The following is a 14832-nucleotide window of genomic DNA, read 5'->3' on the forward strand; positions in this document are numbered from 1 at the left end:
CTAGAGCTAGGAGCTAGTTCCCCTCCTTTTTTAAGGAGGGGCTAGGGGTGGCTGACCGTCCTTGAACAGGTTCTAGAGCTAGTTCTAAAAACCGTTCTAGCGTAAATCAACCACCCCTAGCCCCTCCTTTCCAAGGAGGGGAACTAGCTCCTAACTCTAGTCCGCAACTTGGGTTAGCTACTGAAAAGTCCCGGCCGTTTAGCGGCCGGGACTTTTGCATTTCAAGAAGCGAAGGGGCAGTAGCTTAGCGCACCACCAGCTTCGAGCTGGCGCCATCGTCGGCGCGCAGCACGTACACGCCCGGCGCGAGGCCGGCGGTTTCCAGCTGGCTGGCTTTGCGCAGCTCCCGCACGGGGCGGCCCAGCACGTCGTGCAAGGTGCCGTTGACAGCACGGCTCAGCTGCACGCGGCCGCCTTGGCTCGGGTTGGGGTACAGGTGCAGCGGCGCGGCATTGCGGCCCGCCTTGGTGCTGAGCACGCCGCGAGTCTGGATGCCGTACACAGAAACCGAGCTGCTCACTTCATTGGCTAGCAGCAGTAGCGGCTGGTTGGTGGGGCTGTTGGCGGCCGAGATGAATATCACCCCTTCCGGGCCCTGGTCGCCGGTGCCAGTGGTGGTGGAGCGGTTGTTGACGTACTGCACCAGGCGCGGCTGGGCGGGGTTGTTCACGTTGAACACGGCCACGCCCCCAATGCGCTCCAGCGAAACGAAGGCGTAAGTGGTGTCGCGGATCATGCCCGTCGTGACGCCTTCGGGCTCGGGGCCTTTGTCGTCGGAGCGGTTCTTGCGGCTGGGGTTGCCGGTGGTGTTGCTGGCGTTGAAGATGGCGCCGTAAGTAGCGTCGGTGCTGGTGACGCGCTCCAGCAAGTCGCCACTGTCGTGAACCAGGGCGCCGGTGCTGGCATTGAAGATGCTGAACGAGCGGCCCCCAAAGGCGTAGATTTCGTCGAAGTCACCGTCGCCGTCGGTGTCGCCGAGTCTGTTGGTTACGTTGAGGCGGCCCAGCACCTGGGCGTTCTTCAGCACCGAAGCCGTGGGGAAGGCCGTGGCATCGAGCCGATAGCCGGCGTCGCCGAGGCGCACGGCTTCTTCCAACGCGTTGTACTCGCGGGCGTCGCCTTCGTTGGCCGTAATCAGGTAGCGCTGGCCGGCCACTTCAAAAGCAGCCAGGGCATCGGGCTGGCGCATGCCTTTGATAGGCCAGTTGACCAGTAGCACGTCCGGGGTTTGGTCGGAAGCATCGAGCGAGAAACCAGCCTGGCTGTGGTCTTGGTAGCCCACCGGCCGCAAGGCCGTGAACTGCTTGGTAGTCAGATCCAGCGTCGCAATGGCATTGTTTTCCTGCAACGTGATGTACGCCTGCCGCGAATCGGCCGATACAGCCACGTACTCCGGCTCCAGATCCTGGGCCACGGTGCTGGGCGCGGCAGCAGTGCCACCGTAGATCCGAATGCCCGCCGCGCGCAGCTGCGCCGCCTGCGGGTTATAGCTCGTGAAGCCCACGGTGGTTACGCTGGCCTGGGTGAGGCCGGCCACGCCGCCGCTGAAGTCAATTACCGAAACCGAGCCCTCGGGGTCCACGCTATAGTCCGACTTCGGCTCGCCCTCGTTGGCCGTGAGAATGAGTTGACCGTTGGGCGAGAAGGTAATCATATCGGGCAGGGCCCCTACCGTCACCTGCTTCAGGAAGGTGCCGTTCTGGTCGAAGAGCACCACGCTGCCGTTCTGCTGCGGGTCGGTGTTTTCGATGGCGCAGGCCACCACTCCATTGCGCACCGCCACCGAGTTGATGTTGCCGTAACTGGAAATGTCAATGGAAGCCACGGACGTGATGGTAGCCGGGGTAGCGAGGCTCAGGATGTCGAGCTTGCGGCCCACGGAGTTAGCCACGTACAGCCGCTGCGTGGTAGGGTCATGCGCCACAATTTCGGCCGAATTGGTGCCGGCCGCACCGTTTTGGTAGGAACCGAGGCGGCTGAGCGTGAGGTTACGCGCTTGCGCCGGGGCCTGGCTGTCGTTGTCCTTGATGTAGACCAGCACCTCGGTTTTGCCGCTTTCCAACGTGGCATTGGTGGGGTTTTGCAGCCGAAGCGTGAAGTACTCGGCCCCTTCGGCCAGCGCGTCATCACTCAGCGGGAAGGTGAGCGTTTGGTCGGTGGTAACGCCGGCCGGGAAAGTCAGCGTCTGTGAGGCGGCGTACGTGAAGTCCTGCCCAGCTGTAGCCGTGCCAAGACCAGCCACCAGCGCCACCTGCACGGTGCTAGCCGCCGCGCCGGGGTTCACGATGCTCACGGGAATACTGACCGTACCCGCGTTTTCATTCACCACGGCTGTAGCCGCCACCAGCCGGAGCGTGGGCACCACGGGAGTGTTGGAGCGGCTTAGGATTACCTCATCCCAGGCGGCCCAGTCGTCGTTGCCGTTCTGGCGGGCCGCCAGGCGCAGGCGCACCGCCGTAGCCGAGGCCGGAATGGGCACCGTCACGGTCTGGTAGGCGCGGGTATCCTTGTTGAGCTGGGTGTAGGTTTTGGTGGCCGGCCAAGCGGTGCCATTGTCGAACACCACCACGTAGGCTAGGGAATCGGCCGCGTCGAAGGCATTACTGAAATACTGGAACGATACCGTGTTGGCGGCCGTAGCGCCGCTCTGAATGGCAACGGGCGCGAAATCCAGAAAATGCCATACCGAGGCGTTGCCGGTGAGCGGACCTTCTAGGTCACGCATGCCCCAAAGCTGCGTTTCCGCTGCTGGCGTAGCCGCGGTGCCCGCCGAGCCGGTAGTACCTACCGTGGGCAGGGCCGCCCACTGGTCGTTGTCGGCGGGAGCGTTGTAGGTGGCCGGGGTAGCCGTGAAGCTCCACGTATCCGTCGCGGCTCCTTCAAAACCCTGGCGCACATTTTGGGCCGTAGCAGCGCCCACGCTCAGGGCAAGCAGCAACACAGGCCCCCCAACTTTCAAAAGTAGTGATTGACGCATCCGAAAAAGGCTTGGTAAAAAGATGCGTCAAAGCTACCCGAGCACTGTTACGGCAACTTTATGAGGTGGTTACTGAATTATGAAGCTCAGCTGCCGTCCCCACTTTTTCGCCAGCTAGTAGGCGGCTGTACCAGCGGCCGGAGTCTTTCACGGTGCGGCGCTGGGTTTCGTACTCCACGTGCACCAGCCCGAAGCGCGGCCCGTAGCCTTCGGCCCACTCAAAATTGTCCGTAAAGGACCAGGCGAAGTACCCATCCACGGGCACCCCTTCCCGCTGGGCGCGCAGCATTTGTCCGATGCAGGCTTGCATAAATGCTCGGCGGCCGTGGTCGGGCAGGCGCCCGCCAGCGGGACGCAGGTCAGGAAAAGCCGAGCCGTTTTCGGTCACCAGCAGCCGCGGCGCATTGGGGTAGGCGCCAAACTTCTTCAACATATAATACAGGCTTTCCGGGTACACTTCCCAACCCATATCGGTGTGCGGCACACCGCGGCGGGCGGCTCCAACCAGCGCGGCCCAAAGCAGGGGCACGTACGGCGCGTGGCGCACCACCTCGCGCGTGTAGTTCTGCACGCCCAAGAAGTCGAAGTCGAATGGCAACAGTGCGTCGTCGCCGGGCTTCATGTAGCGGTCCAGCCAGCCTAATATGGGGGCATCGGCCACCGGATAGCCTAAGCCCAGTGCCGGCTCCACGAACAGGCGGTTGAGCAACGCATCGGCGCGGCGGGTGGCACGGGCGTCGCGGATGTGGTTTTCGCGCCAGGGCGTGACGTAGGAGCAGGAAAACGTGGTGCCGATGTGCGCCGTAGCGGGCAGCACGGCTCGTAGTGCCCGGCCGCCTTCGGCTTGCGCCAGTGCGGCGTGGTGGGTAGCAGCCAGAAAAGCGCCCAGACTACGGCGGCCCGGCGCATGTATGCCCAACAGATGCCCAGCGCCGGTAAACACCATCGGTTCGTTGAGCACCATCCAGTGCTGCACCCGGTCGCCCAGGCGGGCGGCCACGCGCTGGGAGTAGTCGCAGAACCAGCCTACTACCGCCCGGTTGGTCCAGCCGCCTTGGTGTTGCAAAGCGGCCGGCAAATCCCAGTGATACAGCGTGGGCCAGGGCGTGATGCCGCGTTCCAAACAACCATCCACCAGCCGGTCGTAGAAGTCTATGCCCTTTTGGTTGACTGCTCCTTTACCTTCCGGCATAATCCTCGACCAGGACAACGAGAAGCGGAAATTTGGAATACCCATTTGGTGCATCAAGTCCAGATCCTGCGGCCAGCGGTGGTAGAAGTCGGTGGCCACATCGGCAGTTTCCCCGCGCTTAATGCGTTTCGGCCGGCGCACGAATTCGTCCCAGATACTCGGGCCCTTGCCATCCAGATTCCACGCCCCCTCTATCTGGTATGCTGCCGCCGATACCCCCCAGTGGAAACCGGCCCCGAAGTCCGGACGAGAAAATAATTCGGGCGTAGTTGGGGGAAAGAAAGCAGCAGGCAGCATTCGAAGTGATGAGGTGATGAGGTGATGAGGTGATGAGGTGATGAGGTGATAAATACGGCATCCCGGGCCGAACGAAGTATTTTTCCCACAAAACGTTGCGTTGAGGAACGTTCAGTGGGAAAACGCTTCGCTTGGTCCAGGATGCGGGTGGGTTAATGCACGGCTCCTACGCCTACTTCCGCTAACAGCTTGTCTAGTATAGCCCCGGTGTTATCGGGGTAGTTGACGGGAATTGGCTGGCCATTAACCAACCACTCATCCATCGTCGAGAGAAACCTATCCTTAAGACTTTTTACTACTGGTACGCCCATAGCAGCCAGCGCGGCGGCGTTGCAAGCCTGCTCATACTGATTCTTCATGGGTATCACCAGCAGCTTCTTGCCCAGGTACAGCGCCTCGGCGGGCGTCTCGAAACCGGCTCCGCACAGTACGCCGGCACTGCGAGCCAGGCTGTCGAGGAAAGCCGCGCCGCTCACCGGGCGCACCAGCACGTTGCCGTGCTCCGACTCCTGCCGGCTGTGCTTGCTGAACACCTCCCAGCGCACCGAGCGGCTCAGGTAGCGCAGCCGACTCACCAGCGTTGCTTCGTCGAAAGCCGGCAGATAGACCGTGTAGTGCCCTTCATTTTGGGGCGTGAGGGCGCGCACTTGCTGGCGGATAACGGGCGTATAGATGTGAGGCTCGTAGGCCTCGAAGTGAAACCCGTAGTGCTGCGTAGCCGGCGCGTAGTGGCGCAGCACGGCCCGCCCCACGAGGTCGTCGTTTTTGGGCCGGGGCGCGAACTCACTGAGCACGGCGCTCTGGTGGCTCAGCGCAATGCACGGCCGCTCGTGCCGCCGACAAGCCCACGCCGATACCGGCTCGAAGTCGCTGATCACCAGATCGTAGCTCTCCACTGGTAGTAAGCGTACCTCGCGCAGAAAGGCCGCAGAATTCATCTGCCAGAACGTCTTGACGAAGTTGACGCCGCCTTTTTTGCCGAAGATGAAGCCCATGCCGTGGCAGCGGTAGCGCACCGGAAATGGCAGGGTGATGTCGGCCGGCGGGCCGCTCACCAGCACATCTACCCGGGAGGCCCGTTGCTGCAAGAGCGGAACAATATCGAGGGCGCGGCTGAGGTGGCCATTACCGGTACCTTGAATAGCGTAAAGTATGCGCGGCATTTGGTTTAATGAAGAATTGGGAATGAGGAATGAAGAATTGAGAAGGAGGAATTGGACCTTCAGTAGTGCCCTGTTGGGGTTCTAGTAGCCATTCAGTAATTCCTCATTCTTCCTTCCTCATTCTTCATTATTTACTGGTTTTTGCAGCTGAAACTCGGCTAGCAAGCCAGCGAGTAGCGCGTCAACTGGGGTATCGGCGGCGGTGTCTGCTTCGTCGGCTTCGGTTTCGTCGGTGGCGGGGTGCTGCATCCGTTCATCGTCGGCGTAGCGGTACAGGGTCCACCCGGTTTCGGCCGTGTATTCCAGCGCGGTCAGGTTTTCCACCCAGTCGCCGGAGTTGAGGTACACGACTTCGCCTTTCGCGGTGACTATGGGCCGAATTTCGGGGTAGTGAATGTGCCCGCAGGCCACGTAGCTGTAGCCTTGGTCGGCGGCAATGGTGGCGGCCGTCTGCTCGAAGTCGCTCACCAGATTCACGGCGCTTTTCACGCGGTCTTTCACGGCTTTCGACAGCGCCACGCGGGGCCGGCCTAGCTTCTGCAAGGCCCAGTTCACGAGCCGGTTGAGTAGAATGAGTAAGTCATAGCCCTCGGCCCCCAGCTTGGCCAGCCAGCGCGAATGGCGCATGGTCACGTCGAATACATCGCCGTGAAACAGCCAGGTTTTGCCGTGGGGCAAGTCGAGCACCAGCTTGTTGGCGATGCTGAAGGCTCCAAACCGGGTGCCCGCGAACTTGCGCAGCAGTTCGTCGTGGTTGCCGGTGAGATAGTGAATGCGCGTGCCCTTGGCGGCCAGGCCGGCCAAGTGACGCACCACTCGCATGTGGGCGGCGGGCCAGTAGTTTTTGCTGAATTGCCAGATATCGACGATGTCGCCGTTGAGCACGAGCACCTTGGGCTTGATGCTTTTCAGGTAGCGCAGCAGCTCGGTGGCGTGGCAGCCGTAGGTGCCCAGGTGCACGTCGCTGATAACGGCCACCTCCACGCGGCGGCGCTTGGCGGGTTTGCTCATCGGAGGGCGGGACGGGGCTTGAGGCGGGCACTCGGCAGCGTGCGGCGGATGGGCCGCGCGTCCTGCGAGCTTTCATCGGCGCTGCCGAAGTAGAAGGGGAGCCGCAACGCGCCTAGAGAGCGGAGTAGGAAGGCTGCAACCAAAGCCATCTGGAACACCAGGTAAGCCAGCCCGCGCACCAAGCGGCGCGACAGGGGCAGAGAGAGGGAAGCGTGCATAGGAGAAGCCGTTTTGACCCGTCCCAAAGTTCGTCATGTCCTATGAACAGGGCGTTACGGGGGCATTATCGTTATGTCAACTTCAAAATATCCCTTATCTCAGCAAACCGGCAGGGTCATACACGGCATTGAGCGGGCCGACAGAGTTTTTGGTCGAAAGCCAGTGGTGCAGCTTCAGCGCTTGCGTACCTTTGAAGAATCGGAAACTGAATCCCGGTCCTATTCCTTGCTTAGTTGCTTATGAAGAAGATTTCCCTCCTGGCCACCCTCCTGCTTTTCACGCTGGTGGCTTCCGCGCAATACATGCCCGGCACGCCCCGCAAAAAATACCTGCGCCCCAAGAAAGACGAAGAATGCCAATACGTGCTCAACGTCACGAAAAACACGGATGAGGATGCCGAGGTAGATGCCTGCGTTACGCGCGTAGCCTACCGTCCCTACGCGGAATTGCTCACGGAAATTGACGCCTTGAAGAAGATGAACAACTGGGCCGACACCACCTACCAGCGCCGTTTCAGCCAAATTCCTCCCGGCGGCCAGCTCGTCGTGACGATGTACCGCCGGGGTGGCGCCAACGCCGACCCAGCCTACCTGAGCGTAGTAGCCAAAGACAAGGACGGCAAAGAAGTATTCAACGTACCGGCTCTACCCGAAGGCCAAGGCCGCTTCTGGAACCGTGACTTGTACGTAAGCAAGCGCGCTATTCCATTTGTTAAAACTGAGACTCCCCAAGACGTAACGGTGGTCATCAACGACATCAAGACCAAGCAGACTTTCGAGTACATTGTAAAAACTCAGTAGCCTGTTTATCAGAAGTATAACAACAAAGAAGCCTCTGGATCAGAGGCTTCTTTGTTGTTATACCATTTGTATAAAGCAGGTCTCTTTCACCTAAGCAGCAGGATTATTGTTTGTGATGCAGCTGGGCCCACTGCACGGCAATAATGGTCTTGGCATCTTCGAACTCCTGACGCACTAGTTCCTCGCGCGACAGTGCCACGGCTTCTATTTTCTCACTTTCCTCGGCTAGTCCGCCTCCCTGCCCCGACTGATTGCTGACCTCCGCGAAAAAGACGGTGATAATCTCTGAGCTAGTACCGGGCGACGGATAGATGCGGGCAATTTGCTCCAACCGGTCCACGTCGTAGCCCAGTTCCTCTTGCAGTTCGCGGCGAATGGCGGTTTCTGGTTCTTCGTCGCCGTCTATCATGCCGGCGGCTAGTTCCAGAAGCTCGGCTTCCGGTCCTACTCGAAACTGGCGAGCCAGCACGTACTGCTCCTTCTTGGTGTCCCAAACCAATGCCGCTACGGCCCGGCCCGGCTCAAAACGCTCCCGCTTCAGTTGGTCGTCGCCGTCCTGTAGCGTGAGTAGGCGCAGCTTAAAATGGCCATCGTAGGCGGTCTTGCGGTCGGTTACTTTCATAATCTGCAGCAGAAATCAAGGTTATTTTTCGAAAAGTAAACGGAAAATGCCCCAATAAGAGTTATACCCATAGCTATCTAGAGATTATGATCTTACCAATAAGGTTCAGACATCAGCCTCGTTTCTTAATAGTCAAATATTTACCGTAATCTTGCCCCTGCTTTTCTTCTTTCCTAACCCGCGGTAGTAGTCTTCAAGCCAGGACTTTCTGCCCTTCCTGGTTCAGGCTATTCTGGCGCATCGGCCAGCGCTACGGCTTCGCAAAATTGTCCCGCCCCGCTAAGTCGCCGCAAAACCAACGACCTTTACGGGCTCAACCGTACCCTGATACTTCCGCTGCCCGTGCGGGCAGCCTCGTTTTTTCTTTTCTGCTTGATGTCCTTCGACGACCTTAATCTTATTGATCCTATCCTGCGTGCCCTGCACGAGGAAGGCTACACCACGCCCACTCCTATTCAACAACAAGCCATTCCGCACGTGCTGGAAGGGCATGACTTGCTAGGCGTAGCGCAAACGGGTACCGGCAAAACCGCCGCTTTCACTGTCCCGATTCTACAGATCCTGCATCAAACCGCCCAGGTAGAGCGCCACGCGCCGGGCCGCATTCGTTGCCTTGTGCTCACGCCCACCCGCGAGCTCGCCATCCAGATCGGCGAAAGCTTCAATGCCTACGGCCGGCACCTGCCGAAGCTGCGCACCACCGTCATTTTCGGAGGCGTGAGCCAGCACAGCCAGGTACAAGCCCTCAAGCGGGGCGTAGAAGTGCTCATTGCCACTCCCGGCCGCCTCCTCGACCTCATGGGCCAGGGTTTCATCGACCTGCGCCACATTGAGGTGTTCGTGCTCGACGAAGCAGACCGCATGCTCGACATGGGCTTCATCCACGATATCAAGCGGATTCTGCCCAAGCTGCCGGCTTCGCGCCAAACGCTGTTCTTCTCGGCCACCATGCCCGGCCAGATTCAGGAGTTGGCGGCCAGCATTCTGCGTCCCAACCCCGTGAAAGTGGCCGTCACGCCCGTATCGAGCACCGCCGATACCGTCACGCAGGCCGTGTATCTGGTCGATAAAGGCGATAAGCCGGCGCTGCTAGAACACGTGCTGCAGGACCGCGACATCCGCCGAGTGCTGGTATTCACGCGCACCAAGCACGGCGCCGATAAGGTGGTAAAGACCCTGGAGAAGGCGAATATCCCGGCCGAAGCTATTCACGGCAACAAGTCGCAGAACCACCGGCAGCGCGCGCTGAGCAGCTTCAAAGCCGGCACCACCCGCGTACTGGTAGCTACCGATATTGCGGCCCGCGGCATCGACGTGGATGAGCTGACGCACGTTATCAACTACGAAGTGCCCAACGAGCCCGAAACCTACGTGCACCGCATTGGCCGCACGGGCCGCGCGGGCGCCTTCGGTACGGCTTTCACGTTTGTGGAAGACGAAGAGCGAGCCTATCTCCAGGATATTCAGAAGCTCATCCGCCGCCAGATTGATCTGGTGGAAGACCACCCGTATACCACGCACCTAGTGGCGCCCGTGCCGTTGCACGGCGGCGCACCCATCAAGCGGCCCAAGGGCCCGGCTGGGCGCCCACCCCGCCCCGGCCGCGAAGGCAACACTCCCCGCGCACCGCGTCAGGGCCAAGCAGCCGGCGCTCCTCGGGGCGGCCAAGAACGCAGCAACCACCAACGACAAGCCGCTCCTACGGCCCGGCCAGCGGGCGAGCGACAGGCAGGCGGCCAAGGTTCCGGCCAGCGGCGCCGGTACCGCGGCGGCAACAGTGGCGGCGGACGCCCACAGTAAGCTGCATCCTACTTGATTTTAAAACGGCCTTGGCGATAGTCAGGGCCGTTTTTTTGGCGGTATCGGGCTCATTGGCACATTGGCGCAATAGCTTATTTCGCAACGCGCGAAGCGGTTTCCTATGCGTTGAGGCAAGTGGCGCGGTATCACCTACTCGCTAGCGACTCGTAGCGAAACAGATTTTTACGACGAGTTGCTAGCCCTGGCGCTTATAGCAACTGACAAAGTCTTCTGGCTTCAGTTGAAACAAAAACCTTGATCAGGCATTTTATAGGGAGTGGCATCATAGCCACTGCTGTGCATCCTAACTATCTTCGTCTCATGGCTCAACGCACTCTTGCCGTCATTCAAGCGCTCCGTGACACGGCTCAGCGGCTAGTTACGCAGGCTCCTTACCAGTGGGGCCACATGGGCAGTTGCAACTGCGGGCACTTGGCCCAAACCATTACTCGTCTCTCCAAAGCCGAAATCCATACCCGCGCCATGCAGCGCTACGGCGACTGGGAGCGGCAGCTCATTGACTACTGCCCTACCAGCGGCCTGCCCATCGACCAGACCATTGATGAAATGCTAGCCGCCGGCTTCACCCGCGCCGACCTCACGCACTTAGAGCGCCTCTCCGATCCTACTGTTCGGGCGGCCATTCCGTTCGAGCGTCGCAACGCCCTCCGCCACAACCACCGCGACGACGTGGTGCTCTACCTGCGCACCTGGGCCGACCTGTTGGAAAACCAGTTGCTGGAAAACATTCAGTTGCCGCACCTGCTGCCCGCTAGGGTGAGCGTGCCAGCGTAGCTGGTGTCCCCTTTCTAGTATAGCATCTAGTTCATCAAACGACGAAAGCCCCATCTGCACGAGCAGATGGGGCTTTCGTCGTTTATTAGGCTAATTACTCTCTGTTTGTAGAAGTCCTTTGGCAGCAATGCTATCCGCAGAAGCCAGAGTAGCATGAGACCATCATACAGAGCCTTAGTAGTTCGTATTGCTACGCTGAGCCTCCCGGTATCCTTCGGTGCGGTGACTGCGCTTGTACTCAGCATCAGCGTTGGGGTCTTTCTCGGCGTCTGGGGGTTGCGAGCAAGAGGAGAGCAACAGCAACGCGCATGCGGTAGGCAGGAAAAGCAGACGTAGTTTTTTCATGACTCAAAGGTAAGCACCCATCCGAAAATCGCCAAGCCAACGGCAGGGCATGTCTCTACAACGCTTTCTTTTGTTGCTAGTTTCTTTTCGAGGGAAAACAGGGCAGCCAATTGGTTTGCTTACATAAGTAAACAGAGGCTATTGTCTTGCTATCCATGGTTGGTCTCCAGGTTTTTCACTGCCATTATTTCCTTCAATTGCTTGCAGAATCCATCAGAAAAACGGTTCATCAGATAGCAGCTATAGAAAAACCATAAGCGCTTGTGCAGCCGAGAAAACCCCATTATACTGTGTTACTCGGATTAGCAACTCTAAGAAGGTTAGCTCACTGTCGCGCTGCTGTAAATGAGACTATACCAAGCAAAACGGAATGGCAAACAGTTTAGCAATACACCTACAGATGCATGAGCAGCGTGGAGCAGGAATTAAATTGAATTATTTCATTTCGAAAGGCCTGCCTAAAATGCCCTTTATCGCTTAAACTTAAAATATATATCTTATTTACAACTATATGATATAAAGCATTTTATTTCTTAAAAATCGTTTATATAGTAAGGAATATTATCTATAGTCATTTTAAAACTAATCTCATGCGAAACCGTGGCAAAGCCTCTTGCCTATCTGCCCCTCCTAGAGCTGCAATCAAGATGATATCAGAGAGCACATCGCCCTACTGACAAATTGCACTTCTTGCTCTCACCCCGAGCTATATTTGCTCATCCTCTCAAACCAATGAACAACACCAATCGGACTATGCTTTTTCTTCTGGCTGATAGTCTGTAAACGTTCCGTCTTGGTAAAAGATGACGATGCGGCGAATGATTTTGCCAGGCTCAGCAAGAGCCCGCGCGAGTGAAGTTGACGATGCTTCCTCTGGACGGGAAACGGCAGTATCTGAAGGGGCTTCAGAACTCTCCTGAGACGGAGCGGGTACCGGCTCTGGTACAGTCCCCACAACGAACCGCTTGAGAGCAGGCCCCTGTTGTTTCAAGCTTGCACTTTCAATCCGCTGCGCAGGTTCGGTGCGGGGTAGAGCTGGGTTTGGCGAGCCGGAGCTATCCAACGCGTCAAATAGGCCTGCTGACGAACCGGATGCGGGCCTGGCAGTGCTGACGAGCGCTTGGTTATCCTGAAGGGCAGGACGAGGCGTTTTAGAAGCTTTTTGTTTGTCTTGAGGGGTTGCGACTGGTGGGCCAGCAGATGAGGCAGCAGAAATAGGGTTGCCGGTGGTGGTTACAGGAGTATTAGTAACTATAGCCGCCGCAACCATGCTGCCCTCGCCTTTTATCAACCACGAAAGCGAGATGGCCGGAAATGCCTCTGAGATTTTCTGTACTACATCCAAGCTAGGCTTATTACGCCCGCTCAAAATGTGGCTAACAATTGGCCGTGCCACGCCTATGCTGTCCGCGAACTGCGTTGGCGTAAGCTGATTCTGTTGTATGATCTCCCGAATCCGTTCTACCATTGCAAAAACCCTATTAGATAACAAATGTACACTCATCACAAGCAGAATCCATCACAATCCCATGCGTATCAAATGTAAACATAGGGAGGTTTTTGTGTTTAATAATGTAACCAGTATTCAAAATGCTATCCTGCTTGTTTACATATGTAATACAATTGTAAATTGGCGGTGTCGCCTGCGTTTATCCTCCAGCAACAAATCTTATTATTCTGATTGCACCATAAAGCCAGAAGGCCCTGCCTTGCTATAGTAGCAGGCAGGGCCTTCTGGCTTTGTTTGAACGACTGACTAATTCGCCCGCGTAACGTTAGTTGAAGTACTCTTTTAGTTGAAGTACTCTTTTGCGAGTGACTTATCGTGGCCGTAGATGTCGTCGCGGAAGTTCACGTTGCCAGCTTCGTCGACCCAGGCCGTGAAATAGACTAGGTAGACCGGCAGATGTTCAGGCAGACTGACGTACATCTCCTTCCCACCCGCAATGGTTTCTTCGATTTTAGCCATGTCCCAGCCGGGCTTGCTGCGCAGCAGGTATTCGGCTAGCTTCATTGGCTCTTCTACCCGTACGCAACCATGACTGAAGCCACGTTTAGTTTGGCCGAACAGCTGATCGTTTGGAGTATCGTGCAGGTAGATATCGTTGGAGTTGGGGAAGATGAACTTCACATCTCCTAGGTCATTCTTTGGGCCCGGCCTTTTGCGAAGGGTGTACTTCCACGTCTTCGGAGTTAGGTTGGCCCAGTCGACGGAATTCGGGTCGACGGGTGTAGCTTTTGCCCCCGAGCCTTTCACCACTTCCATGTCGAGGCGGTCGAGGGTGCCTTGTGGGTCGGCGGCTAAGTTGTAGCGCAGCTCTTTGTCGATGATGCTGTAGGGGACGTTCCAGTAGGGAGCCAACACCACGTACTCCATTTTGTCGCTGAAGACGGGCGTGGCATTCATCGCCTTGCCCACGATAACGCGCATATCGAAGACTTCCTTGTTGTCTTCAATCATGTGCAGCTTGTAGTCGGGGATATTGACGAGGAGGTAATTGGGCTCGAACCGTTTCGGAATCCAGCGCCAACGCTCCATGTTCAGGATCAACTGGTCGATGCGCTGGGACAACGGGACATTCAGCAAACGCAACGTTTCACCGGCCACTATGCCATCCGGCTTCAACCCATTCTGGGTCTGAAAATCCTTCACGGCCTGCACCAACTCCGCGTCGTATTTCTCGGCCGGAGCCTTGGCCGTGGAGGCGGCAGCGGTTGGGTTATTGGCCACCGTACGAGCGGGAGTGGTAGTGGAAGCATCAGCCACTGGTGCATCAACAGTGGGCGGGGCTTGGGCGCCTAGCAGCCGCTGCCGCAACAGAGTTACAGCCGGCGATGCTTGTCCGGGTTTGAGTTTGGTGGCGGCCGGAATAGTGGGCCAGCCGCCGTTGCGTTGCAGGGCACGGCAGTCAGCCAGGGCCTTCTTTAGTCGGTCGTATTCCGAGTGCAGGGGCTCGAACTCGTAGTAGGGATAGGTGCTTTCTCGCTCCTGCAGAATGGTCATTAAGGCTTTGTGCAACTTGATTTTGTTGCGCTTCACCTGCCAGTCAATAGCCTTGACAGTCCGCGGGTCGACGGTGCCCCGGTAAAAATCGGAAGCCCAGTTGAAGTAGGTACCCGACAGGGCTACATCAATTTCCTTTTCTAGAGTGTTGCGTTTTGTAGTGTCTTCCTGTGCGGCTTCCAGATCGGCAAAAAGCTTATCGAAGTCCTTGGTTTTGTAGTCAGTTGGGTCAAGTCCTTCATCAGCGGCCTTGTTGATGACCCCAAGCATGGTCTTAGCCTGGGGCACCAGCTCATGATTGCGGAACCAGCCGAGGCGGAAGTCGCGGGCTCGATAGAACTTTTTGGCCCAGTCCACTTGGTCTTTGAACTTGGGCTCGGCACTCATGTAACGGACAACGTACACGCTGTCGAGCTTAGGTTGAGTACCGGTTCCTTTGAGGCTGAGCGTTGGCAGAGCCTCCTTTATTTTGGCTTTCTGCTCCTGGCTGCACGAGGAGGCAGAGGCCAACATCGTTAGGCTCAGCAGCCAAAACAGCAGGGTAGATAAAAAAGCCGGACGAAAGGGCGAATTCATGCAGATAGGTGGCGTAGGGAGGAAGAACAGG

12 protein-coding genes are annotated in these 14832 nt (G+C 57.8%); 3 read left to right on the top strand and 9 right to left on the bottom strand.

Annotation, left to right across the window (positions count from 1 at the left end):
• Positions 1–244: 244 nt before the first annotated feature.
• The 5 genes from ACYSMN_RS07925 to ACYSMN_RS07945 all read right to left on the bottom strand — a co-directional run bounded on the left by ACYSMN_RS07925 (position 245) and on the right by ACYSMN_RS07945 (position 6858).
• Positions 245–2941 carry a choice-of-anchor I family protein gene (locus ACYSMN_RS07925; protein ID WP_488923320.1) on the bottom strand — a complete coding sequence of 899 codons (2697 nt, stop codon included), beginning with the start codon at positions 2939–2941 and terminating at the stop codon, positions 245–247.
• Between the two features lie 94 nt (positions 2942–3035).
• Positions 3036–4466, bottom strand: coding sequence for a GH1 family beta-glucosidase (locus tag ACYSMN_RS07930; RefSeq protein WP_488923321.1), 1431 nt, complete (start codon positions 4464–4466; stop codon positions 3036–3038).
• Positions 4467–4618: 152 nt separating this feature from the next.
• Positions 4619–5629 (bottom strand): glycosyltransferase family protein, encoded by a 1011-nt coding sequence (locus tag ACYSMN_RS07935; protein WP_488923322.1) that lies wholly within the window; start codon positions 5627–5629, stop codon positions 4619–4621.
• A gap of 117 nt (positions 5630–5746) precedes the next feature.
• Positions 5747–6640, bottom strand: a complete 894-nt coding sequence (locus tag ACYSMN_RS07940; protein WP_488923323.1) for a UDP-2,3-diacylglucosamine diphosphatase — start codon at positions 6638–6640, stop codon at positions 5747–5749.
• A complete protein-coding gene (locus ACYSMN_RS07945; RefSeq protein ID WP_488923324.1) occupies positions 6637–6858 on the bottom strand; it encodes a hypothetical protein in 222 nt (73 codons plus the stop codon). Before ACYSMN_RS07945 ends, ACYSMN_RS07940 begins: the two co-directional genes overlap by 4 nt.
• 240 nt (positions 6859–7098) lie before the next feature.
• Between ACYSMN_RS07945 and ACYSMN_RS07950 the strand changes: the two genes are divergently transcribed.
• Positions 7099–7659: a hypothetical protein gene (locus ACYSMN_RS07950; protein WP_488923325.1), complete on the top strand. Its 561-nt coding sequence runs from the start codon at positions 7099–7101 to the stop codon at positions 7657–7659.
• Between the two features lie 103 nt (positions 7660–7762).
• Here the strand turns inward: ACYSMN_RS07950 and ACYSMN_RS07955 are convergent, their stop codons facing one another.
• Positions 7763–8281 (bottom strand): NUDIX domain-containing protein, encoded by a 519-nt coding sequence (locus ACYSMN_RS07955; RefSeq protein WP_488923326.1) that lies wholly within the window; start codon positions 8279–8281, stop codon positions 7763–7765.
• Positions 8282–8656: 375 nt separating this feature from the next.
• On the opposite strand from ACYSMN_RS07955, the gene ACYSMN_RS07960 reads away from it, so the two are divergent.
• Positions 8657–10081 carry a DEAD/DEAH box helicase gene (locus ACYSMN_RS07960; protein ID WP_488923327.1) on the top strand — a complete coding sequence of 475 codons (1425 nt, stop codon included), beginning with the start codon at positions 8657–8659 and terminating at the stop codon, positions 10079–10081.
• Between the two features lie 321 nt (positions 10082–10402).
• Entirely contained in the window at positions 10403–10876 is a 474-nt protein-coding gene (locus tag ACYSMN_RS07965; RefSeq protein WP_488923328.1) for a hypothetical protein, read from the top strand.
• 174 nt (positions 10877–11050) lie between these two features.
• On the opposite strand, the gene ACYSMN_RS07970 is transcribed toward ACYSMN_RS07965, so the two are convergent.
• The 3 genes from ACYSMN_RS07970 to ACYSMN_RS07980 all read right to left on the bottom strand — a co-directional run bounded on the left by ACYSMN_RS07970 (position 11051) and on the right by ACYSMN_RS07980 (position 14801).
• Positions 11051–11221: a hypothetical protein gene (locus ACYSMN_RS07970; RefSeq protein ID WP_488923329.1), complete on the bottom strand. Its 171-nt coding sequence runs from the start codon at positions 11219–11221 to the stop codon at positions 11051–11053.
• Between the two features lie 751 nt (positions 11222–11972).
• Positions 11973–12725: a helix-turn-helix domain-containing protein gene (locus ACYSMN_RS07975; protein WP_488923330.1), complete on the bottom strand. Its 753-nt coding sequence runs from the start codon at positions 12723–12725 to the stop codon at positions 11973–11975.
• A 288-nt stretch (positions 12726–13013) separates the two neighbouring features.
• Positions 13014–14801 carry a L,D-transpeptidase family protein gene (locus ACYSMN_RS07980; RefSeq protein WP_488923331.1) on the bottom strand — a complete coding sequence of 596 codons (1788 nt, stop codon included), beginning with the start codon at positions 14799–14801 and terminating at the stop codon, positions 13014–13016.
• Between the last annotated feature and the right edge of the window lie 31 nt (positions 14802–14832).

The organism is Hymenobacter sp. M1-2 (assembly GCF_057808495.1).

Bases quoted from the DNA above. Each gene is read 5' to 3' on its own strand.
- ACYSMN_RS07930 (WP_488923321.1), bottom strand. From the start codon at position 4,466: ATGCTGCCTGCTGCTTTCTTTCCCCCAACTACGCCCGAATTATTTTCT.
- ACYSMN_RS07940 (WP_488923323.1), bottom strand. From the start codon at position 6,640: ATGAGCAAACCCGCCAAGCGCCGCCGCGTGGAGGTGGCCGTTATCAGC.
- ACYSMN_RS07980 (WP_488923331.1), bottom strand. From the start codon at position 14,801: ATGAATTCGCCCTTTCGTCCGGCTTTTTTATCTACCCTGCTGTTTTGG.
- ACYSMN_RS07965 (WP_488923328.1), top strand. From the start codon at position 10,403: ATGGCTCAACGCACTCTTGCCGTCATTCAAGCGCTCCGTGACACGGCT.
- ACYSMN_RS07945 (WP_488923324.1), bottom strand. From the start codon at position 6,858: ATGCACGCTTCCCTCTCTCTGCCCCTGTCGCGCCGCTTGGTGCGCGGG.
- ACYSMN_RS07950 (WP_488923325.1), top strand. From the start codon at position 7,099: ATGAAGAAGATTTCCCTCCTGGCCACCCTCCTGCTTTTCACGCTGGTG.
- ACYSMN_RS07970 (WP_488923329.1), bottom strand. From the start codon at position 11,221: ATGAAAAAACTACGTCTGCTTTTCCTGCCTACCGCATGCGCGTTGCTG.
- ACYSMN_RS07955 (WP_488923326.1), bottom strand. From the start codon at position 8,281: ATGAAAGTAACCGACCGCAAGACCGCCTACGATGGCCATTTTAAGCTG.
- ACYSMN_RS07960 (WP_488923327.1), top strand. From the start codon at position 8,657: ATGTCCTTCGACGACCTTAATCTTATTGATCCTATCCTGCGTGCCCTG.
- ACYSMN_RS07935 (WP_488923322.1), bottom strand. From the start codon at position 5,629: ATGCCGCGCATACTTTACGCTATTCAAGGTACCGGTAATGGCCACCTC.
- ACYSMN_RS07975 (WP_488923330.1), bottom strand. From the start codon at position 12,725: ATGAGTGTACATTTGTTATCTAATAGGGTTTTTGCAATGGTAGAACGG.